The 24,131-nt window shown below is 73.0% G+C and carries 22 protein-coding genes; 2 read left to right on the top strand and 20 right to left on the bottom strand.

The genetic code is table 11. The annotated features are described in order from the left end of the window. The 16 genes from NPS70_RS20285 to NPS70_RS20210 form a co-directional block, all read right to left on the bottom strand. A partial coding sequence (locus NPS70_RS20285) for a biotin carboxylase N-terminal domain-containing protein (protein WP_305886143.1) occupies nt 1-81 on the bottom strand: 81 nt, incomplete at its 3' end. Continuing rightward, nucleotides 74-664 carry a flavin reductase family protein gene (locus NPS70_RS20280; protein ID WP_305886101.1) on the bottom strand — a complete coding sequence of 197 codons (591 nt, stop codon included), beginning with the start codon at nt 662-664 and terminating at the stop codon, nt 74-76. The genes NPS70_RS20280 and NPS70_RS20285, both read right to left, overlap by 8 nt. Nucleotides 665-755: 91 nt before the next feature. Next, nucleotides 756-2,468 carry an FAD-dependent monooxygenase gene (locus tag NPS70_RS20275; RefSeq protein ID WP_256525760.1) on the bottom strand — a complete coding sequence of 571 codons (1,713 nt, stop codon included), beginning with the start codon at nt 2,466-2,468 and terminating at the stop codon, nt 756-758. 466 nt (nt 2,469-2,934) lie between these two features. Then, nucleotides 2,935-3,879: a MarR family winged helix-turn-helix transcriptional regulator gene (locus NPS70_RS20270; protein WP_256525759.1), complete on the bottom strand. Its 945-nt coding sequence runs from the start codon at nt 3,877-3,879 to the stop codon at nt 2,935-2,937. A 164-nt stretch (nt 3,880-4,043) separates the two neighbouring features. Next, entirely contained in the window at nt 4,044-5,513 is a 1,470-nt protein-coding gene (locus NPS70_RS20265; protein WP_308315033.1) for an MFS transporter, read from the bottom strand. Between the two features lie 81 nt (nt 5,514-5,594). Next, nucleotides 5,595-6,254 carry a hemerythrin domain-containing protein gene (locus NPS70_RS20260; RefSeq protein ID WP_256525757.1) on the bottom strand — a complete coding sequence of 220 codons (660 nt, stop codon included), beginning with the start codon at nt 6,252-6,254 and terminating at the stop codon, nt 5,595-5,597. A gap of 95 nt (nt 6,255-6,349) precedes the next feature. Next, complete coding sequence (locus NPS70_RS20255; protein ID WP_256525756.1) at nt 6,350-7,669, bottom strand: cation:proton antiporter; 1,320 nt, start codon at nt 7,667-7,669, stop codon at nt 6,350-6,352. Nucleotides 7,670-7,702: 33 nt separating this feature from the next. Continuing rightward, the gene (locus NPS70_RS20250) at nt 7,703-8,308 is read right to left on the bottom strand and encodes an NADPH-dependent FMN reductase (RefSeq protein ID WP_256525755.1); all 606 of its coding nucleotides are present in this window, start codon (nt 8,306-8,308) and stop codon (nt 7,703-7,705) included. Between the two features lie 10 nt (nt 8,309-8,318). After that, entirely contained in the window at nt 8,319-8,720 is a 402-nt protein-coding gene (locus tag NPS70_RS20245) for a nitroreductase family deazaflavin-dependent oxidoreductase (protein WP_256525754.1), read from the bottom strand. Nucleotides 8,721-8,847: 127 nt separating this feature from the next. Continuing rightward, on the bottom strand, nt 8,848-9,321 hold the full coding sequence (locus tag NPS70_RS20240; protein WP_256525753.1) for an ester cyclase: 474 nt from the start codon (nt 9,319-9,321) through the stop codon (nt 8,848-8,850). A 61-nt stretch (nt 9,322-9,382) separates the two neighbouring features. Further along, a complete protein-coding gene (locus NPS70_RS20235; protein ID WP_256525752.1) occupies nt 9,383-9,973 on the bottom strand; it encodes a nuclear transport factor 2 family protein in 591 nt (196 codons plus the stop codon). Next, nucleotides 9,970-10,344, bottom strand: coding sequence for a dehydrogenase (locus NPS70_RS20230; RefSeq protein ID WP_256525751.1), 375 nt, complete (start codon nt 10,342-10,344; stop codon nt 9,970-9,972). Before NPS70_RS20230 ends, NPS70_RS20235 begins: the two co-directional genes overlap by 4 nt. Nucleotides 10,345-10,611: 267 nt before the next feature. Further along, on the bottom strand, nt 10,612-10,815 hold the full coding sequence (locus NPS70_RS20225; RefSeq protein ID WP_256525750.1) for a transcriptional regulator: 204 nt from the start codon (nt 10,813-10,815) through the stop codon (nt 10,612-10,614). Then, a complete protein-coding gene (locus NPS70_RS20220; RefSeq protein ID WP_256525749.1) occupies nt 10,812-11,438 on the bottom strand; it encodes an OvmZ protein in 627 nt (208 codons plus the stop codon). The genes NPS70_RS20225 and NPS70_RS20220 overlap by 4 nt, the downstream gene beginning before the upstream one ends. A 982-nt stretch (nt 11,439-12,420) precedes the next feature. Further along, nucleotides 12,421-14,823, bottom strand: coding sequence for a glycoside hydrolase family 65 protein (locus tag NPS70_RS20215; RefSeq protein ID WP_256525748.1), 2,403 nt, complete (start codon nt 14,821-14,823; stop codon nt 12,421-12,423). Then, the gene (locus NPS70_RS20210; RefSeq protein WP_256525747.1) at nt 14,820-15,563 is read right to left on the bottom strand and encodes a beta-phosphoglucomutase family hydrolase; all 744 of its coding nucleotides are present in this window, start codon (nt 15,561-15,563) and stop codon (nt 14,820-14,822) included. Before NPS70_RS20210 ends, NPS70_RS20215 begins: the two co-directional genes overlap by 4 nt. 330 nt (nt 15,564-15,893) lie before the next feature. On the opposite strand from NPS70_RS20210, the gene NPS70_RS20205 reads away from it, so the two are divergent. Both NPS70_RS20205 and NPS70_RS20200 read left to right on the top strand, forming a co-directional pair. Continuing rightward, nucleotides 15,894-17,291, top strand: coding sequence for a cytochrome ubiquinol oxidase subunit I (locus NPS70_RS20205; protein WP_256525768.1), 1,398 nt, complete (start codon nt 15,894-15,896; stop codon nt 17,289-17,291). After that, nucleotides 17,291-18,331 (top strand): cytochrome d ubiquinol oxidase subunit II, encoded by a 1,041-nt coding sequence (locus tag NPS70_RS20200; protein ID WP_256525746.1) that lies wholly within the window; start codon nt 17,291-17,293, stop codon nt 18,329-18,331. Before NPS70_RS20205 ends, NPS70_RS20200 begins: the two co-directional genes overlap by 1 nt. Here NPS70_RS20200 and zwf read toward each other — a convergent pair. The 4 genes from zwf to NPS70_RS20180 form a co-directional block, all read right to left on the bottom strand. After that, on the bottom strand, nt 18,294-19,745 hold the full coding sequence (zwf, locus tag NPS70_RS20195; RefSeq protein WP_256525745.1) for a glucose-6-phosphate dehydrogenase: 1,452 nt from the start codon (nt 19,743-19,745) through the stop codon (nt 18,294-18,296). The genes NPS70_RS20200 and zwf overlap by 38 nt on opposite strands. Before the next feature lie 3 nt (nt 19,746-19,748). After that, the gene (gene gnd / locus NPS70_RS20190; RefSeq protein WP_374212031.1) at nt 19,749-20,780 is read right to left on the bottom strand and encodes a phosphogluconate dehydrogenase (NAD(+)-dependent, decarboxylating); all 1,032 of its coding nucleotides are present in this window, start codon (nt 20,778-20,780) and stop codon (nt 19,749-19,751) included. Between the two features lie 76 nt (nt 20,781-20,856). Beyond that, nucleotides 20,857-22,926 (bottom strand): transketolase, encoded by a 2,070-nt coding sequence (gene tkt, locus NPS70_RS20185; protein ID WP_256525744.1) that lies wholly within the window; start codon nt 22,924-22,926, stop codon nt 20,857-20,859. A gap of 146 nt (nt 22,927-23,072) precedes the next feature. Next, complete coding sequence (locus NPS70_RS20180) at nt 23,073-23,909, bottom strand: universal stress protein (RefSeq protein WP_256525743.1); 837 nt, start codon at nt 23,907-23,909, stop codon at nt 23,073-23,075. Nucleotides 23,910-24,131 lie beyond the last annotated feature (222 nt).

Here is a 24,131-nt window from a genome sequence, read left to right as displayed (position 1 = left end):
ACTCAGGATCCCCGCATCCCGGCACGCCCGGGCCACGCGGACAGCGATTTCGCCACGGTTGGCGATGAGGACTCTACGCATCGCGGTCGGCCCCGGTCCGGCCCGCCGCCGGGGCCTTCGGCCCGGCCTGGCCGAAGCGCCCGTCCGGGGCGTCCAGGGGGCCCAGTGTCCCGTCGTAGAAGATCAAAGGTTCCCGGGAGCTGCCCGGCGCCGCCAGTTCCAGCACCTCGCCGACCACGATGTCGTGGTCGCCGCCCGGGTGGACGGCCACGGTGGAGCAGGTCAGGTACGCCAGGGCCTCGGTGAGGACCGGGGGACCGTCGGGGGCGAAGTGGTGGGGGACGCCGTCGAAGCCCTCGGGCCGCCGGCGGGCGAAGGAGCGGGCCAGTTCCTGCTGGCTGCCCGCGAGGACGTTGACGGCGAAGGTGCCGTGCCGGCCGATCACCGCATGCATCCGGGATTCCCGGTGCAGGCAGAACAGCACGAGCGACGGTTCGAGTGAGACCGAGGTGAAGGAATTCACCGTCGTGCCTTCGGCCTGTCCCTGGGTTCCGGCGGTGATGACCGTCACCCCCGTGGCGAAGAGTCCGCAGACGCGCCGGAATTCCTTCGCTTCGATCGGCTGTTTCACTCGGCTGTCGATCAGTGAGCGCGCTGCGGACATGTGCATCCCTTTCATGACGGTTACCGGTCTCGGGGAACGCGCGCATACCCGAGGGACTGCGGATCTCTGACACGTCGTGATCGGCAGTCCCTCAGAGGAGCTTCCGCACCTTGGATCCGGCCTTGAGGATGCCGAGCAGGAATTCCCTGCCGACGGAGTTCATCTCCGGGGGTGCCTGCACCGAGGCCCAGTAGAGGAATCGGGCCATGGTCGCGGTGGACGGGTAGATGAACCGCTTGCTCTCGTCCTTCCAGCCGAAGACGGGATTGACGATCGGCGATTCCTCGAGGAGCTTGAAGACGATGTCGGCGGCCTCGTCTCCGCTCAGGGCCCCCGCCTCGTACTTCTCGCAGGTCTCCGAGGTGGTTTCGAGCAGGATCTTGAACCTGTCGCTCTGCGGCCACCACAGCCCGGGGTAGTCGTTCTCCTCCAGCTCCCGGAAGTGGCGCTGGTCCTTGTCCCGGAAGTGCTTCAGCCGGGCCCGGGTCAGACGCATCGTGCCCGGGGTGATGAACGAGCCCCACACCCGGAACACGGCGTTCCAGAGCCGGAAGTGCGAGAAGGCGATGAAGGAGCTGTTGACGATCTCGTCGTTGTAGCGGAGCAGGCCCTGCTCCAGGCGCTCCACGTAGGCGAAGCGCTCGGCCGAGAAGTCGCCGTCCTCCAGCGCCTCCAGCAGGCGGGAGGTCAGGGCGTCGACCACTTCGAGGGTGTTGGACAGGCCCCGGGAGAACAGCGGGTCGAGGAAGCCGGCGGCGTGGGACATCAGGCACCAGCGGTCGCCGATGGTCTGCTTGGAGGAGTACTGGAGCCGGTCCGTGGAGACCCACTCCCTGACCCTGGCCGCGCCGTCGAACTGCCGCTTGACCGCGGGGTACTTGTCGAGGAAGAGCGCGAACTCCTCGTCGGGGGTGAGGTCCTGGGGCTTGGGGTAGGTACGCTCGTCCATCGTGAGGCCGACGCTGCACAGCGGGTTGCGCGAGTCCTTGTGGTTGTCGAACGGGATGATCCAGAACCAGCCGCGCTCGATGAGGTGGTGCATCGTGCCCGTGTGCCAGTCGGCCGGGGGCCGCAGCGCCCGGGGGTGGCCGCTGACGTCGTCGAAGCGTTTCACCCCCACGTAGTGGGTGAACATGGAGCGCGAGTGGTGCTTGAAGCGGGCCGGCTTGTCCCGCAGGTCGAACTTCTGGGCCAGCGGGGAGCGGAACCCGGAGGCGTCCACCACGTACTTCGCGCGGAAGGACTCGGGCCGGGCGCCCGGAGCGCCGCTGCGGCCGGTGACCGTGACGCCGTCCTCGTCGAAGTCGACGTCCTCGGCCCGCCAGCCCTGCTTGGCCACGCACCCGTACCGGACGGCGACATGGAACATGAACGAGTCGCTGTCCTGCCGGAACATGTGGCTGTTCTGGTGGAAGATCTTGGGCAGTGCCAGCTGCGTCGCCTCGCGCGGGTCGGGCTCCTTGCCGACCTCGTGCTTCATGAACCCGAAGTGGGCCTTGGTCCCGAAGGTGGGGCCGATGTCCCGGGTGCTCTGCTGGACACTGGCCAGACTCTTGAGCTCGGGAAGGTCGTGGCGCTCGGAGAGGATGTGGATCCACTCGACGAGCTGCGGCGTCATCGATTCACCGACCGCGAATCGCGGATGCAGGGTCGCGTCGACGAGAAGAACCCTCGCCCCGTGCTTCGCGAGAATCGCTCCGGTTACCGATCCGGCGATCCCGGAGCCCAGGATGACGACATCGTACGTCGCCTCCGCGGGAATGCCGTCCGCTCCTTCGGGCCTTTCTTTCTTCTGGTCGACCACGGGCCTTCTCCTTCGTCAGGTGGGTGCGATCGCGTGCGAAGAGGGCACAAAAAAGGGGCCCTTCCGGTGGTCTGCAAAATGACCTTTGGGAGGAGCCCGAAAAACGGCACGACTGTACTACCGGAGAAAGCGTGACAGGAATTGTGCGGGCGGTCAACCCCCGTCGGGGATATGCCCTCCGGCCTCGGACTCCGGCCCTCGGGGCAGTCGGCCCGCCGGCCTCGGGGGACCGGTTCCCGCCGCCGTTCGCTCCCCCGGAGCGCCCTGCGCACAGGGCCGGCGGGAGCAGGGCGGCGCCGCGGACGGGCGGCCGTCACGGCTGATGACACGCGTAGACGTCCCGGCCGTCACGGGCCCGGGAAGACGGGGCACACGGCTCCGGGCGGGACGGCCGCCGGGCGGGAGCGGGCGGCCCACGGCGCCCCGGCCGAGGGCGGGTTCGTGCGCCCGGGGACCGACCCGGGACTCAGTCGCGGCGTCCGGCGCCCTGGGAGACCCCGGGGTGGGCGGGTTCCAGCAGCCGGACGAGCAGGGCGCGCAACTCGTCGTCGCCGCCGGGTCCGAGGAGCTCCGCGACGTCCTCGGCCAGCTCGTCGACGGCGCGGGCGACGGTCTTGAGCCGGGTGTGCCCGAGTTCGGTGAGCTCCAGGGCGTGCCGGCGCCGGTCGTGCGGGTCCCGGCCGCGGTGGACCATGCCGCCGTCGACGAGCTCGTCGACGAGCTGCGAGGTGGCGGGCCCGGTGATGGCCAGCTCCGTGGCGAGCCGCTGCTGCGGGCAGGGGCCGTGGTCGGCGAGGATCGCCAGCGGTCCGTAGTGGCGGACCCGCAGGCCCGTCCCGGACAGCTTCTCGTCGCCGAGGCGGCGAAGGCGGTGGTGGGCCTGCTCGACGAGGTGCTCGGTGCCCCGCACGAGGCCCTCGGCGCCGGGCGCGAGGAGTCTCGCCAGCAGGGTGTTGAGGCGGGCCGCCTGCCCGGGGGCGAGGGCGGCGGTCAGCCGCGCGTCGCGCGCGGCGACCGCGCGGCGGCCCGCCTCGACCGCGGCGCGGCCCTCGTCGGTGAGGGAGAGGACGTACTGGCGGCGGTTCTCCGGGTTGCGGGTGCGCAGGACCTGCCCTCGGCCCTCCAGCCGGTCGATGACCGCGACCATGATGGTCCGGTTGATGCCGAGCCGCTCGGCCAGGTCGAGCTGGGAGACCCAGTCGCCGCGGGTCAGGGCGTCCAGGACGAGGAAGTCCCGGGAGTCGTCGGCCGGTCCGTCGGCGAAGGTGGCGAACTGCGCGTGGACGCGGCGCAGGAGGTAGCCGACGAAACCGGTGAGGGCCTCCGGCAGGACGCCGGCGACCTCGGCCGTCGCTTCCGTCTCCGAGACGGGGCCCCGCGTCGCGTCCAGCTCGCCTCGCACGATCGTCATCTCCCCTTCGGAACCGGGTAACCGAGTATACGGCGGGCGGCACGGGCGGGCCGTGGCCCGGGCGCGCGAGCGCTTCGACGCCGAACCCCGCCCGGAGGGGGGATGGCCCGGGCGGGGCGGCGGGGGAACCGGCGGCGGCCCGGGGGCGGGCCGCGGCCGGTCCGTCAGTGGGACTGCGGCTGCGGAGCCGCGGCCTTGATGGTGCCCAGGGTCACGACGAGGGCGATCAGGTAGATGCCGCCGCCGATGAGGAGCCCGTAGGAGTACCCGGTGGTGAGCGCCTCGGAGCGGTCCCCGGGCAGGTTCGCCTCGGTGATGACCGAGGCCGTCGCGGCCAGGATCGCGAGGCCGACCGCGCCGCCGATCTGCTGGCTGGTGTTGATCAGGCCCGCCGCGATGCCGGTGTCCTCCGGGGAGACCCCGCGGACGCTGATGACGGTGACGGTCACGAAGACCAGGCCGAGACCGAATCCGCAGACCAGCTGGGCGGGCAGCAGGACGGCCAGGGCGTTCTGACCAGGCTCCAGGAAGCTGAGCCAGACCATGCCGACGATGCCGATGACCAGACCGAGCGAGATGACCGAGCGTTCGGGGGCCTTGGCCAGCAGCTGCGGGCCCACGCCGCCGGCCGCGAAGCCGATGCCGATGGCGAACGGGAGGTAGGCGAGGCCGGTGATCATCGGCTCGTACCCCTTGACGATCTGCATGTAGAGGGTCAGGAAGTAGAAGGTGGCGAACATGCCCGCGCCCACCAGGAACATGACCGCGTTGGCACCGGCCCGGCTCTTGTCGGCGACGACGGCGCCGGGCACCATGGGCGCCCGGCTGGAGCGCTGGATGGCGACGAAGGCGGCGATCAGCACGACCGCGGCGGCCAGGCCGATCAGGGTGAGGCCGTCGTCGAGCCCCTTCTCACCGGCCCGGTTGATGCCGAAGACGAGGGAGCCGAAGCCGAAGGTGGCGGTGAGGGCGCCGGGGACGTCGACCCTGCCGCGGTCCCGCTCGCCCTCCTTCAGCACGCCGGTGCCGATCAGCACCGCGATGGCGATGGGGATGTTGATGTACATGACCCAGCGCCAGCTGAGGTACTCGGTGAGCGCGCCGCCGAGCAGCAGCCCGACGACCGAACCGAGCCCGCCCATCGCCCCGTAGACACCGAGGGCCTTGTTGCGCGCCGGTCCCGCCGGGAAGGTCGAGGCCAGCAGGGAGAGCGCGGTGGGTGCCGCGATCGCCGCCCCCACGCCCTGGAGGACGCGGGCGAGGAGCAGGATCTCCCCACTGCCCGCGAGGCCGCCGAGCAGCGAGGCGAGGGTGAAGATCACCAGGCCGGTGCGGAACACCCTGCGGCGCCCGAAGAGGTCGCCGGCCCGGCCGCCGGCCAGCAGCAGGCCGCCGAAGGCCAGGGCGTAGGCCGTGACGACCCAGCCGAGGTTGGCGTCGGACAGGCCCAGTGCGCTCTGCATGCTCGGCAGGGCCACGGCCACGATGGTGTTGTCGAGCACCAGCATCAGCTGGGCGGCCGCGATGACCGCGAGCGCGAGGCCGAGCCGTTCGCCGGAGGGGGCCGGCGCCCCGGAGCCCGGGGGTGCGACCGGTCCCGGCGGGGAGGCTTCGGTTCTGTCCTGCATAGACATGAACGTCTCCAGAGGTGATTCGGGGGGTGGATCCGCCCGCCCCGCCCCGGGGGAGGGAGGGGTCGGGCCCGGGGAACGGGTTCAGGCCTCCGCCGTGTCCGCGGCCGCCCAGATGTCCAGGGCCTCGTAGGCGGCGCGCCACTCGTTCTCGTAGGCGGCGCGCAGGGGAGGCGGGAGCTTGCCGAGGACGGTGGCGACCCGGGCGGCGTCGATGTCGTCCAGGAGCCAGGGGAGGTAGCGGTTGGCGTCGCTCCCGATCCGGTCCTTCTGCTCGACGCTGAACGCGGACCACTGCTCCTGGCTCATGGTCAGGTCCATGAGCGCGAGCGCCTCGCGCTCCTCGTGGTCCAGATGCGCCCGCAGGTCCGTGCAGAGCTGGTCGACCAGGCCGCCGAGGCGGGCTGCGCCGGAGTCCCGGTCGGCCAGGGCGGCGTCGATGTCCGCCAGCATCGGGTCGATGACGGCGTGCTCGGCCTCCATGGCGTCGAGGAGGGCGATCTCGGCCTCGGCCTCGCGTCCGGCCAGCGCCTTGTGCATCACCGGCCACACCGTGCAGTCCTCGGAGGTGTGGTGGGCGACGAGGAACTTCTTGAACAGCTCCCATCCCACGGCGGTGCTGAGCACGTGCCGCGGGTCCTCGTCCACCCGGGAGGTGATCCGCGCGATGCGCTCCAGCTCGCGGCGGAGCGCGTCGTGGATGGCGAACATCATCGTCATGTCGAGGTTCTTGAAGTCGCCCATCGTCCCATCCCTCTCCCTGCACGTGTCCGGCCTGGAACGACAGTATCGTCAATCCACCTAACTATCAACTTGAGAATCATCAGGACGCCAAATACTCAGGGCGCCGGGACCCCTCCCGCGGCCCGGGCGCCCTCCGGCGGCCGGGTCCCCGCCGGCGCCTCCTCGGTGCGCCGCTCCTCCCCGTCCCGCATCCCCCTGCGGATCCGGTTGAGCGCGGGCGAGGTCACCACGGTCGTGGCCAGGGCCATCAGCACCAGGATCGTGAACAGGTCCCGGCCGATCACCCCCAGACCGAGCCCGACGTTCAGCACGATCAGCTCGGTCAGCCCGCGGCAGTTCATCAGCGCGCCGATGGACATCGCGTCCCGCCAGGACTGGCCGGAGAGCCGCGCCGCGCCCGCCCCGCCGCCCCACTTCGCCACCACGGCCACGACCAGGACCGCCCCGGCCCACAGCCACTGCACCGGATCGGCCACGAGCAGCGAGACGTCCGCCCGCAACCCGGTGGTGACGAAGAACAGCGGGAGCAGCAGCGGGACGGCGAACGCCCTCAACCGGGCGGCCTGCTCCTCGACGACCCGGTTGCCGCGCGGCGTCACCGCCCCGAAGACGAACGCCCCGAACAGGGCGTGCACCCCGATCAGGTCCGTGGTCAGGGCGCTCAGGCACAGCCCGCTGAAGAGCAGGACCAGGACCCGGCCGTCGGTGGGCGCCCGCCCGGCGCGCGCGGCCAGCCGCGCCAGCAGCGGCCGCACCACCCCGCCCATGAGGAGCGCGAAGCCGACGGCGAGCAGCGCGGTCGTCAGCGCCTCCGCCGGGGAGCCGGCGGTGGACACGGCGACCACCCCCGCGAGCAGGCACCAGGCGGTCACGTCGTCGAAGGCCGCGCAGGCCAGCGCCAGCGCGCCCACCCGCGTCCGGTCCATGCCCCGGTCCGCCAGGATCCGCGCCATCACGGGGAAGGCCGTGATGCTCATGGCCACCGCGATGAACAGGACGAAGGGCAGCCGCGCCACGCCCTCGGGCGCGAAGGACCCGTACATCCCGAGGGCCAGGAGCGTGCCGAGACCCAGGGGCAGGACGACGCTCGCCATGGACACCAGCGCCGCCGTCCCGGTCTGCGTGACGAGGGAGCCGATCCTGAGTTCGTGCCCGACGAGGAACATGAAGACGAGCAGTCCCAGGTTGCCCAGGAGCCCCAGGTAGGGCAGGGCGGACGGCGGGAAGAGCCACGCCTGCGCGCCCGGCCACAGCCATCCCAGGAAGGAGGGGCCGAGCAGCAGGCCGACGGCCATCTCGCCGACCACCGGCGGCTGTCCGGCCCTGCGGACGAGGCGCGCACCCAGGGTGCAGAGGATGATCACCACGGGGATGGCGACCAGGAGATCGGGGAGGGGGTCACTCGCAGCGGCCATGGCCATCGGTCCTTCAGGAGGAGGTGAGGGAGCTCAGGTGCCGTACGGACGGACGGACTTGGCGTCGCGCAGCGCCCGGGCCCACCAGAGCAGCTGGTCGAGCATGAGCTTGGCCGCGGCCCCGGCGCCCTCGGAGTCGACCGGAAAACGCCCCTGCGCGTCGTAGTGCTCCAGGACGCGGGGGAAGAAGACCGCGTCCTTCATGCCGACCGCGTGGAACTCGGCGAAGATCAGCCGCAGGTGCTCCACCGCCCGCACTCCGCCCGACAGGGAGAGCCCGTAGCCCACGAAGCCGACGGGCTTGGCCTCCCATTCGGACTGGAAGCTGTCGATGAGCGTCTTCAGCGGGCCGGGGACGCTGCGGTTGTACTCCGGCACGACCACGACGAAGGCGTCGGCGGCGGCGAGCCGGGGACGCAGCTCCAGCGCGACCGGGTCCTGCGCGTCGAGACTGCCGGGCAGCGCGTGCTCGGCCGCGTCGACCACGTCCAGGACCAGGTCGTCCCGCTGCCCGGCCAGCGCGGTGAACCAGCCGGAGACGTCCGGGGCCAGGCGGCCCTCACGTGCCGAGGCCACCACGACGGCCACCGTGACCGGCGGCCCGCCACCCGGTGCGCCCGCGCCCTGCGCGGCCCCCATCCCCGGCTCCTCAACCCGTCGCCGCGGAGCGCGCGGCGACGGGCGTGAGGGAGAGGAACTGGGTCGCGTCGACCCTGGAGAGGATGCGGCGGGTCAGCGCCGGCATCTTCGTCGTGCCGTCGTCGGTGAAGACCACCGGATCGGTGACCCGGATCCGCCGGCCCCGGGTGGTGATCTCGCAACCACCCTCCGCCAGCACGTTCTTGACCCAGTCGGACCCCGGCCCGTAGGGCAGGGTGATGATGATGTCCTCGCCCCGGCGGAACAGCTTGACCGGGGTGGTGAAGGCGCGGCCCGACTTGCGGCCGCGGTGGTGGACCTTGCCGAAGCCGGGCATCCGGCTCAGGACGGGGCCCACCAGGTGGTTGGCGACCGCCTTGTTGAAGCGGGCGACGCGTCTGTCGATCGGCACAGCTGCCTCCTCTTCCTCCGTGGTTCGGGCGGCGCCGCCCGGGGTGCGCCTGCGGGCACGCCCTCGCGGCGGCAGGGGGCGGGGGCGGCTCCCTGCGGGAGCCGCCCCCGCCGTCACCGGTGCACCGTCAGGACTGCTGCGGGGCCCCGGCCTTCGGGGTCAGCGGCCCCACCGGCTTCCCGCCGGACTTCAGGAAGCGCTCCAGCGTGAAGTTGTCCACGATCCCCCAGCGCTCGGCGATCTTGTCGCCCTCGAAGCGGAACCAGATGATGGCCTGGTGCTGGACCTGGAGCCCGGTCGGCTGGATGCCGATGAAGGGGCCCGTGTGCTTGCCGTGCATCACCCAGCGGATCGCGGCACGGTCACCCTGCGAGATGAAGTCGAGGATCTCGTACTTGATCTCGCTGAAGGCGGACTGCTGGATGCGGATCGTGTGCTTGAAGGCCTCGGGGCCGCGCATGGAGTCGTCGTGGCTGCCGTGGTTGCGGAAGTCCTCGGTGAGGTAGCGGTCGGCGGCCGTCAGGTCCCCGAGGTCCAGTCCCTCGTGGAAGACCTTCTCGACGAGTGCGCGCTGCTGTTCGGGCGTGAGGTTGGTGGGCATGGACGGTTCTCCTGTGAACTCGTGGATGGGGTGGGATGAGAAGTCGCCGGGCGGCGCGGTCTCACGAGCGGACGCGGGGGTGCTCCAGGCTCCGCGCGTCGACCTCGGTGACACCGCCGGGCGGTGTGCCGGTGCTCCACACGATCCGCAGCCGCAGCCGCGCGAAGCGCCAGCCCGCGGCGGTACGCCGCGCGGTACCGGTGAACCGCCCGCCGATCTGGAAGTACGCGGAGGGCTGCGGCGGCAGGGGTGAGCCGAAGTGCACATGCGAGGCGAGCAGGCTCCAGCCGATCTCGGCGCGGTCGCCGTCCGGCTCGACGAAGGCGAGGGAGCCGTGGTGGTGCGTACGGCTCCAGCGCTCCATGATCTCCCGCAGGAAGCGGTCCGCCCCGGCGAGGCCCCGGTGGCTGCCCACCGGGAAGAGCAGTTCCACGTCCTCGGTGAACAGGGACGCCGCCCACTCCTCGTCGAAGCCGGACCGGGCCGGACCGCCCTCACCGGAGCCCGGCCGCGGGTCCGCCCCGGGTGGCGTGAGGCCCTCGTCCAGGCTCGTCAGATAGCGGTCGATCAGGTTGTTCAGGGCCGCGATGTCGGCCAACCGCGCCACCTGGGCGGCGAGGTCGCCGGTCCCGGGCCCGAGGGCCCCCGTCACGGCACCCGGTGCGCGTCGGTCCGGGCGTCCGTCGCGTAGATCACCTTGTCGTGGGTGTCGTGGACGACCGCCTTGCCCTTGCCGGTGAACGTGCCGTCGCCCTCCAGCCGGGCCTCGAAGTCGATCTTGATGTAGGCGGCCCGGAACCCGGTGGGGCTGATCTGGGTGACGTCGGCGTTGAAGTCCTCCCTCAGGAAGAACGTGAACGTGTCGTCGCCGGTGGCCTTCCAGGAACCGGAGCCCGTGCTCTTCTTCGTGACGACGACGAGCGAACCGTCCTCCTGGAAGGTGACGGTGTAGTCGTCCACCTCACCGTCGTGCGTGACCGTACCGGCCCACTGTCCGGCGGGGGTACTGGGGGAAACAGACATCGACCACACTTCCTCTGTCGGCTTCAGACAAAAAGAATCCGCGTCCGGCGCGGTGCCGGACGCGGATTCGGGTCGGAGCGGGGGCCTTCGAGACGTCCGATCCGGTCGATCGCGAAGCGATCATGGAATCAGAACGTGGAGCCGCCGGGAGAAGTGTGACACTCAATCTTCTGAACCGTCAACCCGCTTATGCGGTAATGAGCCTCCCGGTTCCGCGGCGCCTACACGCAGCCCGTCGCCGCAGCTCGGAGCGGTGATGACACCCCCTCAGGCCCCTGGCCCCCCGGCGGACAGCGGCGCCGCCCGCTGCCGCAGGGCGATGAGCTCGTCGAGGTCGTACTCGGCCCGTTGCTTCCTGCCGTAGCGGGTGATCTTGCCCCGGGACGCCCACTTGCGGATCGTCGCCTCGCTGACACCCATCGCCAGCGCGGCCAGCTCCGTCGACACCGTCCTGCGCCTCTGACCCGTCATCGCGTCCCCCTCTCCAACTGGCCGGCCACCATCAGCCACTGCGCGGGCGGCAGCGCATGTCCGGCGTCGCAACTGATCCGGCCGGGGGCCGCGGCCGGCTCCCCGGCCTCGCGCCCCACGGCGCGCAGGGTGCCCGTGCACTCGGGCTCCACACACGCCCCGAGTGCCACCCCGCGCTCCGGCGCGGGCCCGAACAGGGCACCGAGCCGCTGGAGCAGATCACGCACCTCGTCGTCGAACGCGACGGCCGCGTGATGCCCGGCTATCCAGTCCACCTCCCGGCGGAGGAACGGCACCAGCGACTCGACGTCGCAGCCCTGCAACCCCTTCGCCCCGCGCTCCTCCACGACCAGCCGCGCCCAGGAGGCCAGCACGTCCGCCGCCTCCGTCCGCAGCTCCACCGTCCGTTCGTCGAGCACCATGCCGACGGATCTGGTCCCGCTCACCCGTTCCCGCATCCGGGGTGACCGCGCGACCAGGGCGTGGTCGCTCTCGCGGTGCAGCTCCAGCACCGTGAGCAGCTGCCCCCGTAAGCGCTCCACGCACATCGGGCAGATGCGCCCACAGAGTGCCGCGCAGTCCCGGCCGGTGTGGTCGGCGGAAAGTTCAGGGTGCTTGTGCATCTGACTCCTCGAGTCCTTCCTTCGCTGTCCGTGCCGACGGCCCCCGGGACGCCCGGGACCGTGCACGGGAGGGGCGGAAAACGGGACGCGGAGCGGACGGGGAACGCGGGTCCGCCGTCGATCGCTCCGGTCCGGTGCGCTGATCCGTGACAGTGGCCTGACTCAGCCCGCGCCGCGGGCGCGCGAGCCCACGCCCGCCGTGGCGGGACGCGCTACGTACAGCTCCCGACCTGCAGGGACGGCCCGCGCGGTGAGGGCGGCACCGCCACCCCCGCGTCCGAACGCGAAAGACCTTGCGCACACGGCGGACAAGCGTGCGTTCACCCCCCGACGACACCGCTGCAGATGGATCCGACCGCGCGCCTCCCGGGACGGGGACCCGCGTCTACTCCAGAGCCGAGGACAGATGAGACACCCATCCGGGGACGACTGGCAACCGGACCGTACTGTCCGAAAGGGAACAGACGACTACGCGAGCGTTTCCTTTCGCGTCGAAGTGGCCGTCACACCCGGGACGACGGACGGCGCAGCACAACACCACGCCGGAGAGCGGAATCTGACACAACGTCATTTACAGAACGGACATTCCGGGCCGCCCGGGCAAGCGTGCAGGTGACCGGTACGCACTCATCCGACCACGGAGCGCACCCGCGGCCCGCACTCCCTAAGTGAGGGATTCGGCCATCCCTGAATACGCCCGTGGCAACCCCTTCCGACCCACCCTTCACTGTATTCCCGTTCAACCACACAGTGAGACGAAGGTCACAGACTGTGCGGTAGGTCGCGCGTCCTCCCCGCCACGGGCACCGGCCCCGGGGCCGCCCGAGAGGACGCCGGCCGCGGTGGTGCGCCGGGTGCGCGACGGCACGCAGGGGGCTCCCCCGGACGGTCGGCGGGGCCGCCGAGTGCCGTGGGGCCGCCGTGGTGGCCGCCGGCGTGCCGGGCGCCGCGGCCCGGACGGGTCGGACGGGACGGACGGGCCTCAGGCGCCGTCCTGCTCCCCTCCCCCGCTCTCCTCCCCTTCCGCCGGCCCGGCCGGATGCCTGCCCCGGGGCTGCTGGGGCTCCGGGCGGACGGGCACCTGGGGCACCGGCCGGTCCGCCGGCGCCCCGGCGGCCACGGTCACCGGCTCCCCGTGGTGCAGCACCTCCAGCGGCTCGCCCTCCAGCAGCACGTACCGCGCGCCCGCGGAGGTGATGTCCACCTTCAGCCTGCGCCCCCGCACCGTCACGGTGAACACCAGCCGGGTCAGCGCCTCGGGCAGACGCGGCGCGAAGCCCAGGCGGTCCGGCTCCCCGTCCTGCCTGGCGTGCCGGCGCATCCCCCCGAAACCGACGACCAGCGCGATCCACGACCCGGCGAGCGAGGCGATGTGCAGCCCGTCGCGGGTGTTGTGCTCCAGGTCCGCCAGATCCATCAGCCCGGCCTCGCGGAGGTAGGCGTAGGCCAGCCGCAGATGCCCGGTCTCGGCGGCGAGCACCGCCTGGCAGCACGCCGACAGGGACGAGTCCCGGACGGTCAGGGCCTCGTAGTAGGCGAAGTTGCGCGCCTTCTCCTCGGCGCTGAACTCCTCCGGGCACTCCATCATCGCCAGCACCAGGTCGGCCTGCTTGACGACCTGCTTCCGGTACAGGTCGAAGTAGGGGTAGTGGAGCAGCAGGGGGTAGTGCTCGGGCGGGGTCGCGTCGAAGTCCCAGCGCTGGAGGCGGGTGAACCCGGCCGACTGCTCGTGCACGCCCAGGGACTCGTTGTACGGCACCGCCATCCGGTCGGCGGCATCCCGCCAGGAGGCGGCCTCCTCCTCGTCGACGCCGAGCTCGTCGGCCCGGTCCGGATGGCGGGTGGCCGCGTCCGCCGCGGCCCGCAGGTTCCGGCGGGCCATCAGGTTGGTGTAGAGGTTGTCGCGGGCCACCGCGCTGTACTCGTCGGGCCCGGTGACGCCGTCGATGTGGAAGACGCCCCCCGCGTCGTGGTGGCCGAGGGACCGCCACAGCCGGGCGGTCTCGACCAGCAGCTCCAGCCCCTCGGCGCGCTCGAAGTCCTCGTCGCCCGTCACCCTCACGTACCGGACCACGGCCATGGCGATGTCGGCGTTGACGTGGAAGGCCGCCGTCCCGGCCGGCCAGTACGCCGAGCACTCCGCGCCGTCGATGGTCCGCCAGGGGAAGGCCGCACCCGCCAGGCCCAGCTGGAGCGCGCGCTCCCGGGCGGCCGGCAGCGTGCGGTGCCGCCACCGCAGCACCGGGGCGACGGACCGCGGGGCCGTGCAGGTGAGCACCGGCAGGACGAGGGACTCGGTGTCCCAGAAGGAGTGCCCGTCGTACCCCGTACCGGTCAGCCCCTTGGCGGGGATCGCGCGCTCCTCGCCGCGGGCCGCCGCCTGGAGCACGTGGAAGAGGGCGAACCGCACCGCCTGCTGGATCTGGGCGTCGCCCTCCACCTCGACGTCCGCTCCCGCCCAGAAGCGGTCCAGGAAGGCCCGCTGCTCGGCGACCAGCCCGTCCCAGCCGGCGCTGAGCGCCGCGGCGACGGCGCCGTCGACCTGGTCGTGCACCGCCGGCAGCGAGCGCTCCCCGGACCAACCGTAGGCGACGAACTTCACCAGCCGCAGGCACTGCCCGGGGGCCAGGTCCGCGGTCACCGTCAGGCGGCTGACGTCCGGCTCGCTCTGCGCCGTCCAGCGGGTGCCGTCCGGGCCCTCGACGAGGTGGTCGGCAGCCGCTCCCACCCGCTGCCCGCTGACCTCGGTGCGGTGCACCAGCCGCAGCCGGGTGTCCTCGGCGAAGTGCTCCTCCGCCACCAGGGGGGACCCGGTCACCGCGGCCACACGGGGATCCCCCTCGGTGTGCGGCAGCTGCTCGTTGGCGACGAGCTCGGACTGCACGGCCACCGCGGCCGGGCCCCCGAGCGGCTCCACCTCGTACACCAGCGCGGCCACCGCCCGCTGGGTGAAGGAGACCAGGCGGCGGGAGGTGATCCGGACGGTCTGGCCGCCGGGCGTGGTCCAGCGCGCGGTCCGGGCGAGCACCCCGGTACGGAAGTCCAGCACCCGCTCGTGCTCCAGCAGCCGGCCGTAGCGCAGGTCGCAGGGGTGGTCGTTGACGAGCAGCCGGACGACCTTGCCGTCGGTGACGTTGATCATCGTCTGCCCGGACTCCGGATAGCCGTACCCGGCCTCCGCGTAGGGCAGCGGATGCTGCTCGTGGACGCCGTTGAGATAGGCGCCCGGCAGCCCGTGGGGCTCGCCCTCGTCGAGATTGCCGCGCCAGCCGATGTGCCCGTTGGAGAGGGCGAAGACCGACTCGCTCTGTGCCAGCACGTCCAGGTTCAGCTCGGTCTCGCGCAGGCACCACGGCTCGACGGCGAAGCAGGAATGGGTGATCACCGCGCCTCCAGGAGTTCGGACAGGTCACGGACCACCACGTCCGCCCCGTGTGTCCTCAGGCGCTCGGCCTGCCCCACCCGGTCGACGCCGACGACCACGCCGAAGCCCCCGGCCCGCCCGGCCTCGACACCGGCGAGCGCGTCCTCGAAGACCGCCGCCTCGGCGGGCTCGGCCCCCAGGACGCGGGCGCCCTCCAGATAGGTGTCGGGGGCGGGCTTGCCGCGCAGCCCCCGCTCGTGCGCCACCACGCCGTCGACCCGTCCGTCGAACAGGTCCTCGATCCCGGCGGCCGCCAGCACGTCACGGCAGTTGGCGCTGGAGGACACCACGGCGCACCGCAGCCCGGCGGCCCGCACCGCGTGGACGTAGCCCACCGACCCCTGGTAGGGCTCCACTCCGTCCTCGCGGATCCGGCGCAGCACCAGGGCGTTCTTGCGGGTGCCGAGCCCGTTCACGGTCTCGGCACCCGGCGGGTCGTCCGGCGACCCCTCCGGCAGCCGCACCCCGCGTGCCGCGAGGAAGGTGCGCACTCCGTCCTCGCGCGGTCGGCCGTCGACGTACTCGTCGTAGTCCTCGACCGCGTCGAAGGGCGTGAACGCGGTTCCCTCGCGGTCCGCGCGAGCGCGGAGGAACCCGTCGAACATCTCCTTCCAGGCGGCCGCGTGCACCTTCGCGGTCCGGGTGAGCACCCCGTCGAGGTCGAACAGGCAGGCGCGTACGTGGTCAGGAAGCCCCAGCATGCCGACGAGGCTAGGAGCGCGGGGCGGTCTCCCGCGGGAGGAGGCCCGCGCGGCGCGCCGGGAGGGAACCCGCCCGGTGGAGGCTCGGGCGGCATCCGGAGCAACGCGGCCGGGTGAGCCCGCCGGAGTCCTGCCCGCGGTGGTGGGGTGAGCGGCGACGGCGCACCCACGCGGGGAGGACCTCACGGTGGACTATCAGCCAGGGCACGCAACCACGGGTGCGGACCCCGTGCACGGCGGGGCCGGGCCCGGTGCCCGGTGGCGCCGGTGACCGGGGCGCTGCAACTGCTGGCGCAGGACCCGCCGCAGCTGCTGCCGGCCCGCGAGCTGATGGCCTTCAGCCTCGGCGTCCACATCCTGCTGGTGCCGCTCGGGGTCGCCCTGCCCTTCATCACCCTGCTGATGCACTACCGGGCGCTGCGCACCGACGACCCGGTGGCCTGGCTGCTGGCCCGCCGCTGGTCGGCGGTGATGGCCGTGCAGTTCGCGGTCGGCGTGGTCACCGGCACCGTGCTCTCCTTCGAGCTCGGGCTGCTGTGGCCGGGGCTGCTGGGTCGCTGGGGCGACGTCTTCGGCCTCGGCTTCGGGGTCGAGGCCTGGGCCTTCTTCCTGGAGGCGGTGCTGATCGCCGTGTACCTGTACGGGTGGCGCAGGCTCGGGCGGCGGACCCACTTCGTCCTCGGGGTGCCGCTGCCGCTGGTGGCGCTGCTGGGGGCGTTCGGCATCCTGGCCGCGAACTCCTGGATGAACACCCCCCGGGGCTTCCGGCTGGACGCGAACGGCGAGCCCGTGGACGTGGACGTGCGCAAGGCCGTGTTCACGCCCATGTTCGGCCCGGAGTACTGGCACTTCGTGGTGGCGATGTTCATGACCGCGGGCTTCGTGGTGGCGGGCGTCTACGCCACCGGAATGCTGCGCGGGCGCCGCGACCGCTACCACCGGCTGGGCTTCACCGTGCCCTTCACGGCCGCCGCGGTGCTCGCCCCCGTGCAGATGTTCCTGGGGGACTTCATCGCCCGGTCCGTCTTCCACCAGCAGCCGGTGAAGTTCGCCGCGATGGAGCTGGTCTGGGAGACCGACACCCATGTCCCGGAGTACATCTTCGGACGCCTGAACCCGGACGGTTCGGTGTCCGGGGGCATCAGAATCCCCCAGCTGGACTCGATCCTCGCCGGGTTCAGCCCGAGCACCCGGGTGACGGGGCTGACCTCGGTGCCGCCGGGGGACCGCCCGACACCCGGTCAGGCGACCGTCGCGCACACCGCGTTCGACGTGATGGTCGGCATCGGCAGCGTGCTGCTGCTCCTCGCGCTCTGGTACGCGTGGGCGTGGTGGCGCCGCCGCGACCTGCCCCGGTCCCGCTGGTTCCTGTGGGCGGCCGCGGGGTCGGGCGCCGCCTGCCTGGTCGCCGTCGAAGCGGGCTGGATCACCACCGAGGTGGGCCGCCAGCCCTGGATCGTCTACGGCCACATGCGGGTCGCGGAGGCCGTCACCGACGCCCCCGCTGGCACCCTGTGGGCGGTCCTCGGCGTGGTGGTGGCCGGGTACACCGCGATGCTGGCGGTGTTCCTCACCGTCCTGCTGCGGATGCGCACCCGCTGGCGCCTGGAGGACGAACGGAGCGGGGTGCGCGAGGGCCGCCGGCCCTCCGTGGCCGAGTCCCCGGAGCACGCCACGCCCTACGGACCCCGTCCCCCGCACACCCCCGCCTCCGGAGGACGCCGGTGATGGCCGATCTCGTCGCCTGGGTGCTGGTGCTGGCCGTGCTCGCCTACGCCTGCGGGGGCGGCGCCGACTACGGCGCCGGGTTCTGGGACCTCCTCGCGGGCGGGGCGCGGCGCGGGAGGCGTCCGCGCGCGCTGATCGACCACTCCGTGGGGCCGGTGTGGGAGGTCAACAACGTCTGGCTGATCTTCGTGCTGGTGGTGATGTGGACCGGGTTCCCGGCCATGTTCCAGGCGGTGTTCACCGTGCTCTGGGTTCCGCTGGCGCTGGCGGCGGCGGGGCTGGTGCTCCGCGGGGCGGGGTTCGCCTTCCGCAAGCCCACCCGGCGGCTGGCCGAACGGCGCGTCTACGGGGCGGCCTTCGCGATCGCCTCGGTCCTGACCCCGTACTTCCTCGGTGCGGCGGTGGGGGGCGTCGCCTCGGGGCGGGTCGCGCCGGGCGGCAGCGCCTCGGTGTCCGCCTGGACCAACCCGACCTCGGTGCTGGCCGGGCTGATGACGGTGGCCGCGGCCGCCTTCCTCGGCGCGGTCTTCCTCTCCGGCGACGCCCGCACCTACGGGGACCCGGACCTGGTCGGCTACTTCCGGCGGCGGGCCCTGGGAACGCTGGTGGCCCTGGCCGCGCTGGCCGGCGTGGGCATCGTGCTGACCCGGGACGACGCGCCCTACGTCCACGAGCGGTTGACCGGCGGCTGGGGGCTGGCCCTGGTGGGTGCGGCCGCGCTGTGCGCGCTGGCCGCGGCCTGGCTGCTGGTCCGCGACGCGCCCACGCTGCCCACCCGGGCGGCCGCCGTCGGCTCGGTCGGCGCGGTGGTCGTCGCCTGGGGCCTGGCCCAGCGCCCGTATCTGCTGCCCACCTCGCTGACCGTGGCCGAGGGGGCGGGCGCGGAGGCCACGATGGGCTGGCTGGTGGTCGTCTCGCTGGTGTCGGTGGTGCTGGTGGGTCCGGCGCTGGTGCTGCTCTACCGTCTGGACTCCCGGGGCGAGCTGCTGCCCGATCCGCTGCTCAGCGGTCCGGAAGGCTCCAGCGGTACGGAGCGATGAGCCGGTCGATCCGCTCGGGGCCCCAGGAGCCCGGCCGGTAGGGCTCGACGGGCGGAGGCTCCTCCAGCAGCGGGGTGGCGGCCTCCCACAGGCGCTCGATGCCGTCGGAGCGGGTGAACAGGGACTGGTCCCCCAGCATGGCGTCCAGGATCAGGCGCTCGTACCCCTCCAGCGCGTGCGCCTCGTTGAACGAGCCCGCGTAGCCGAAGACCATCTCGGCCTGCTCCAGGCGCATCGAGGGTCCCGGCTGCTTGGTCCGGAAGCGGGCGGTGATGCTCCCGGGGTCGTCGAAGTCGATCGCCAGGACGTTGCCGTGCGGGCCGTCCGCACCGGCGTCGGGTGCGAACATCCGCAGCACCGGTTCGCGGAAGCCCAGGGTGACCATGTGCCGCCCCTGGGCGAGGGACTTGCCGGACCGGAGGAAGAACGGCACCCCGGCCCAGCGCCAGTTGTCCAGCTCGACGCGCAGGGCCGCGAAGGTCTCGGTGTCGGAGTGCGGGTCCACCCCCGGTTCGTCGCGGTAGCCCGTGTACTGGCCGCGCACCACGTGGGCGGGGTCGATCGGGCGCAGCGACTGGAAGACCTTCTCCTTCTCGTCCCGCAGTGCGCGCGCCGTGAGGGAGGTGGGGGGTTCCATCGCCACGAACCCCATGAGCTGGAAGAGATGGGTGACGATCATGTCCCGGAAGGTGCCGGTGCCTTCGAAGAACCCCGCCCGCCCCTCGATCCCGATCCGCTCCGGCACGTCGATCTGCACATGGCTGATGTGGTCCCGGTTCCAGACGGGTTCGAACATGCCGTTGGCGAACCTCAGGGCGAGGATGTTGTCCACCGACTCCTTGCCCAGGAAGTGGTCGATGCGGAAGATCATCGACTCGTCGAAGACGGCGTGGAGGGTGGCGTCCAGGGACCGGGCGGACGGCAGGTCGGTGCCGAAGGGCTTCTCCACGATCACCCGCGTGCCCTCGGCCAGCCCGGTGTCGCCGAGGAGCTGGACGACGGAGGCGAACGCGGCCGGCGGCACCGCCAGGTGGCAGAGCCGGCCCGGGTGGCCGCCGAGCGACTGCTCGGCCCGCCGCACGGCGTCGAGCAGGGGCTGGGGGTCCTCCGCGTCGGCGGCACCGAAGGAGAGCGCCGCCTCGAACTCCTCCCAGGCCCCGCCCTCCGGCTTGCTCCGGCCGAACTCGGCGACCGCCTCCCGGGCGTGGGCGCGGAACTCCTCGTCGCCGAGGGCGACGGCGGCGGGGGCCGAGCCCACGATCCGGTAGCGCTCCGGCATCAGCCCGGCGTGGGCCAGGTGGAACAGCCCGGGCAGCAGCTTGCGGCGGGCCAGGTCCCCGGTCGCGCCGAAGAGCACGATCACATGGTCGTCCGGGCGGGGGCCGCGGCCCGTCGCCGGGGTCGGCAGCGGCACGGTTCAGCCCGCCTTCTCGGCGTGCCCGCCGAACTCGCCGCGCATCGCCGACAGCACCTTCCCGGTGAACTCGCCCAGTCCGCGCGAGCCGTAGCGCTCGTACAGGGCGGCGGTGATCACGGGTGCGGGTACGCTCTCGTCGACCGCCGCCAGGACCGTCCAGCGGCCCTCCCCGGAGTCGGACACCCGGCCCGCGAAGCCGTCCAGCCCGGGCGACCGGGCCAGCGCGTCGGCGACCAGGTCGACCAGCCAGGAGCCGACCACCGAGCCGCGTCGCCAGACCTCGGCGACCTCGGCGACGTCGATCTCGTAGGCGTAGGCCTCCGGGTCCCGCAGCGGGGCGGTCTCCGCGTCGACCGTCCGCTCGCGCAGACCGGCGTCGGCGTGGCGGATGATGCTCAGGCCCTCGGCGATGGCCGCCATCATCCCGTACTCCACGCCGTTGTGGACCATCTTCACGAAGTGGCCCGCGCCGCTGGGCCCGCAGTGCAGGTAGCCCTCGGGGGCGGTTCCGGTGGTCGCGGTCCGGCCCGGGGTGGGCTCCGCGCTGCCCCTGCCCGGGGCGATGGTGCGCAGCAGCGGGTCGAGGCGCCGGACCGCCGCCTCGTCGCCGCCGACCATCAGGCAGTAGCCGCGCTCCAGGCCCCAGACGCCTCCGGAGGTGCCGCAGTCGACGTAGTGCACTCCCTGCGGGGCGAGTCGGCGCGCGCGGGCGATGTCGTCGCGGTAGTAGGAGTTGCCGCCGTCGATGACGACGTCGTCGGTGTCGAGGAGGTCGGCCAGTTCGTCGACGGTGCGCTGGACGACGCCCGCGGGGAGCATCAGCCAGACGTTCCGGGGCCGGTCGAGCCGGCCGACGAGGTCCTTCAGCGAGGTGGCGGCGACGGCGCCCTCCTGCTCCACCTCGCGGACGGTGTCGGGGTCGAGGTCGTACACCACGCAGGTGTGGCCGTCGCGCATGAGGCGGCGCACCAGGTTGGCGCCCATGCGTCCGAGCCCGACCATGCCGAGTTGCATGGGGGTGTTGGTGGTCACGGTGATCCTCCCCGTCGCTTCATGGTGGCCTTCCTCCGTACGCTCTGCGCCGCGCGCCGAGCGGGCGCGGGCGTGGTCATGCGGCGGACCGCGGTTGCTCCCGGCCCGCGAGCACGTCCCGCGCGACCTGGGCGACCCGCTCGGGTGTGAACCCGAACTTCGTGATCAGCTTCTTCAGCGGGGCCGACGCGCCGTAGGTGTGCATGCCGACGACCGCTCCCCGGTCGCCGACGTAGCGGTCCCAGCCGAAGGTGGACGCCTGCTCGACCCCCACGCGGGCGGTGACGCCCGGTGGCAGCACGGCCTCGCGGTACTCCCTCGGCTGCCGGTCGAAGAGTTCCCAGCAGGGCATGCTCACCACGCGGGCCGCGATGCCCTCGGCGGCGAGTTCCTCCCGGGCCGACAGGGCCAGGGAGACCTCGGAGCCGGTGGCCAGCAGCAGGACCTGCGGGGCGCCGTCGGGCGCGTCGGCCAGGACGTAGGCGCCGCGGGCCGTGCCGGAGGCGGGGGCGAGGGCGGAGCGGTCGAGGGTGGGCAGGGCCTGGCGCGAGAGCACCAGGGCGGCGGGCTCGTGGCGCAGCGCGGCCACCGCCCGCCAGGTCTCCACGACCTCCCCCGCGTCGGCGGGGCGGAAGACCAGCAGGCCGGGCATGGCCCGCAGGCCCGCGAGCTGTTCGACCGGCTGGTGGGTGGGGCCGTCCTCGCCGACGCCGATGGAGTCGTGGGTGAAGATGTGCACCACGGGGATCTCCATCAGCGCGGACAGCCGGATGGCTCCCTTGGCGTAGTCGGAGAAGATGAGGAACCCGGACCAGTAGGGCCGCAGCTTGGTCAGCGCCATGCCGTTGGCGATCGCCGCGGAGGCGTGTTCGCGCACCCCCAGGTGCAGGTTGCGCCCGCCCGGCTCGTCGGGCTCCAGGTCCCCCGCGCCGTCGAAGGTCAGCCGTGTCTTCGTGGACGGCGACAGGTCGGCGGAGCCGCCCAGCAGCCAGGGCACCCGCTCGGCCAGCGCGTTGAGGACCCGGCCCGAGGAGTCCCGGCTCGCCAGGCCCTTCGGGTCGGGCGGGAACTGGGGCAGGGCCGCCTCCCAGTCCTCGGGGAGTTCCCGGCGCTGCATGCGGGTGATCTCGTCGGCCTCCGAGGGCCAGGCGCGGCGGTATGCCTCGAAGCGCTCCTCCCAGGCGGTGCGCAGCCGCTTCCCGCGGGCGCCGATGCCCCGGGCGAAGTCCTCGCGGACCGCCTCGGGCACGTGGAAGCGCTCGTCGGGCGGCAGGCCGAGGAAGCGCTTGGTGCTGCGGACCCCCTCCTCGCCGAAGGGCGTGCCGTGGGCGCGGGGGGAGTCCTCCACGGGCGAGCCGTATCCGATGTGGCTGTGCACCACGACCAGGGTGGGGCGCTCGGTCTCGGCGCGGAAGGTGTGCAGCGCGCGGGCCACGGCGTCCAGGTCGTTGGCGTCGGCCACGGTGGTGACGTTCCATCCGTAGGCCAGGAAGCGGGCCGCCACGTCCTCGGTGAACGTGATGTCGGTGTGGCCCTCGATGGTGACCCGGTTGGAGTCGTAGATCCAGCACAGGTTCGCCAGCCCCTGGTGCCCGGCGGCGGAGGCGGCCTCGGAGGAGATGCCCTCCATCATGCAGCCGTCCCCGGCGAGCGCGTAGACGTCGAAGTCGAACAGGTCGAAGCCGTCCCGGTTGTAGCGGTCGGCGAGCCAGCGCCCGGCCAGCGCCATGCCGACCGAGGTGGCGACTCCCTGGCCGAGGGGGCCGGTGGTCGTCTCCACCCCGCTGGTCCAGCGGTACTCGGGGTGCCCGGGGCACCGGGAGTCGAGCTGGCGGAAGGCCCTGAGGTCGTCGAGGGCGACCGCGGGCCGTCCGAGCACCTCGTAGTCCGCGTCCACCGCCCGTACGCCGGACAGGTGCAGCAGCGACCACAGCAGCGCCGAGGCGTGCCCCTCGGAGAGGACGAAGCGGTCCCGGTTGGGCCAGACGGGGTCCTGCGGGTCGAAGCGCAGGAACCTCTGCCACAGGGTGTACGCCACGGGGGCGATGCCCATCGGGGTCCCGGGGTGCCCCGACTCGGCCTGCTGGATGGCGTCCATGCACAGGCCGCGGATGGTGTTCACCGACAGCGTGTCCTGATCGGTCATGGGCAGCGGTCCGATCTCTTCGAGACATCTGCCCTTCCAGTACACGCCACATCGCCGGTGGCCGCATGCCCGCGGCGGCGGCCCCGGCGCGGGCCCGTCGGGTCAGGTGCGCGGGCCCCTCCCGTCCGCGGTGCGGGCCTCTCGGGTCAGGTGTGCGGGACGACGGCGACCGGGCAGGCGGCGTGGTGGATCACCGCGTGGGCGGTGGCGCCGAGGTGGCCCCTGCGGGCCGTCGTCCGCCGCCCCACCACGACGATCCCGGCGCCCGCGGCCGCCTCGACCAGGTGCTCGGCCGCCCGTCCGACGGCGGCCTCCTCCTCCACCTCCACCTGCGGGTACCGCTCGCGATGGGGGCGCACCGCCTCGCTCAGTGCCGCCCCGGCCGCCTCGGTGCTCTCCTCCTTGTGCGGGTGCAGGGCGTGGTGCAGCGGAGTCAGGTGCCAGGTGTGCACGACGCGCAGGGGCGCGGAGCGGCGGGCGGCGAACTCGAAGGCGAAGCGCAGCAGTTCCTCGCCGGCGGACCGGAGGTCCACGCCCACGACGACGCGGCCGCCGGGTTCCGCCCCGGCCCCCCGGACCAGCACGACGGGGCCGTGCGCCTCCGCCGCCACCTCCTGGCCCACGGATCCGGCGGTGAAGCCCGCGGAGGCGCCGAGGCCGTGCGAGCCGAGCACCACGAGTTCGGCGTCCGCGGAGGCGGACACCAGCACGGTGCCGGGCGCGTCCTCCACCTCCTCCTCGCTGGTGGTGACTCCGCCCTGGCGGGACCGGGCCCGCTCCTTCATGGCGCCGAGCAGGTCCCGCGCGCGCCGGGCGCGGACGTCCCGGGCGGGCTGGACGGCCACGACGGCGTGCTCCCGCCAGAGCGAGGCGTTCACCAGGCGCAGCTCGGCGCCGCGGAGGGCGGCTTCGTCCGCCGCCCAGTCCACCGCCGCCGCACTCTCCTCGGAGCCGTCCACTCCCACCGCGATGCGTCCCGACATGCCGGCTTCTCCTCGTGTAGGGGTCGTGCTCGGACGGCCGCCCGGCCTGGCCGGGAGGGCCGGGGCGGAGGGGCCGTGATGCATGACAAATGATGCTCTTCCGGACGGAGCGAGTGAGGTATCTCGGACCCGGTGTCGGGGCGGGCCGCGGTGGCGCCCCGCTGCGTCGCGGGACTGCGGCGCACCGTTCCGCGGTGCCGGTGGGCGCTGCTCCGCGGGCGG

This window comes from Streptomyces sp. C10-9-1, from assembly GCF_024497955.1.
Lineage (GTDB): Bacteria > Actinomycetota > Actinomycetes > Streptomycetales > Streptomycetaceae > Streptomyces > Streptomyces sanyensis.
The sequence above is the reverse complement of the archived record's forward strand: the minus strand, read 5'-3'. Positions and strand labels throughout refer to the sequence as shown.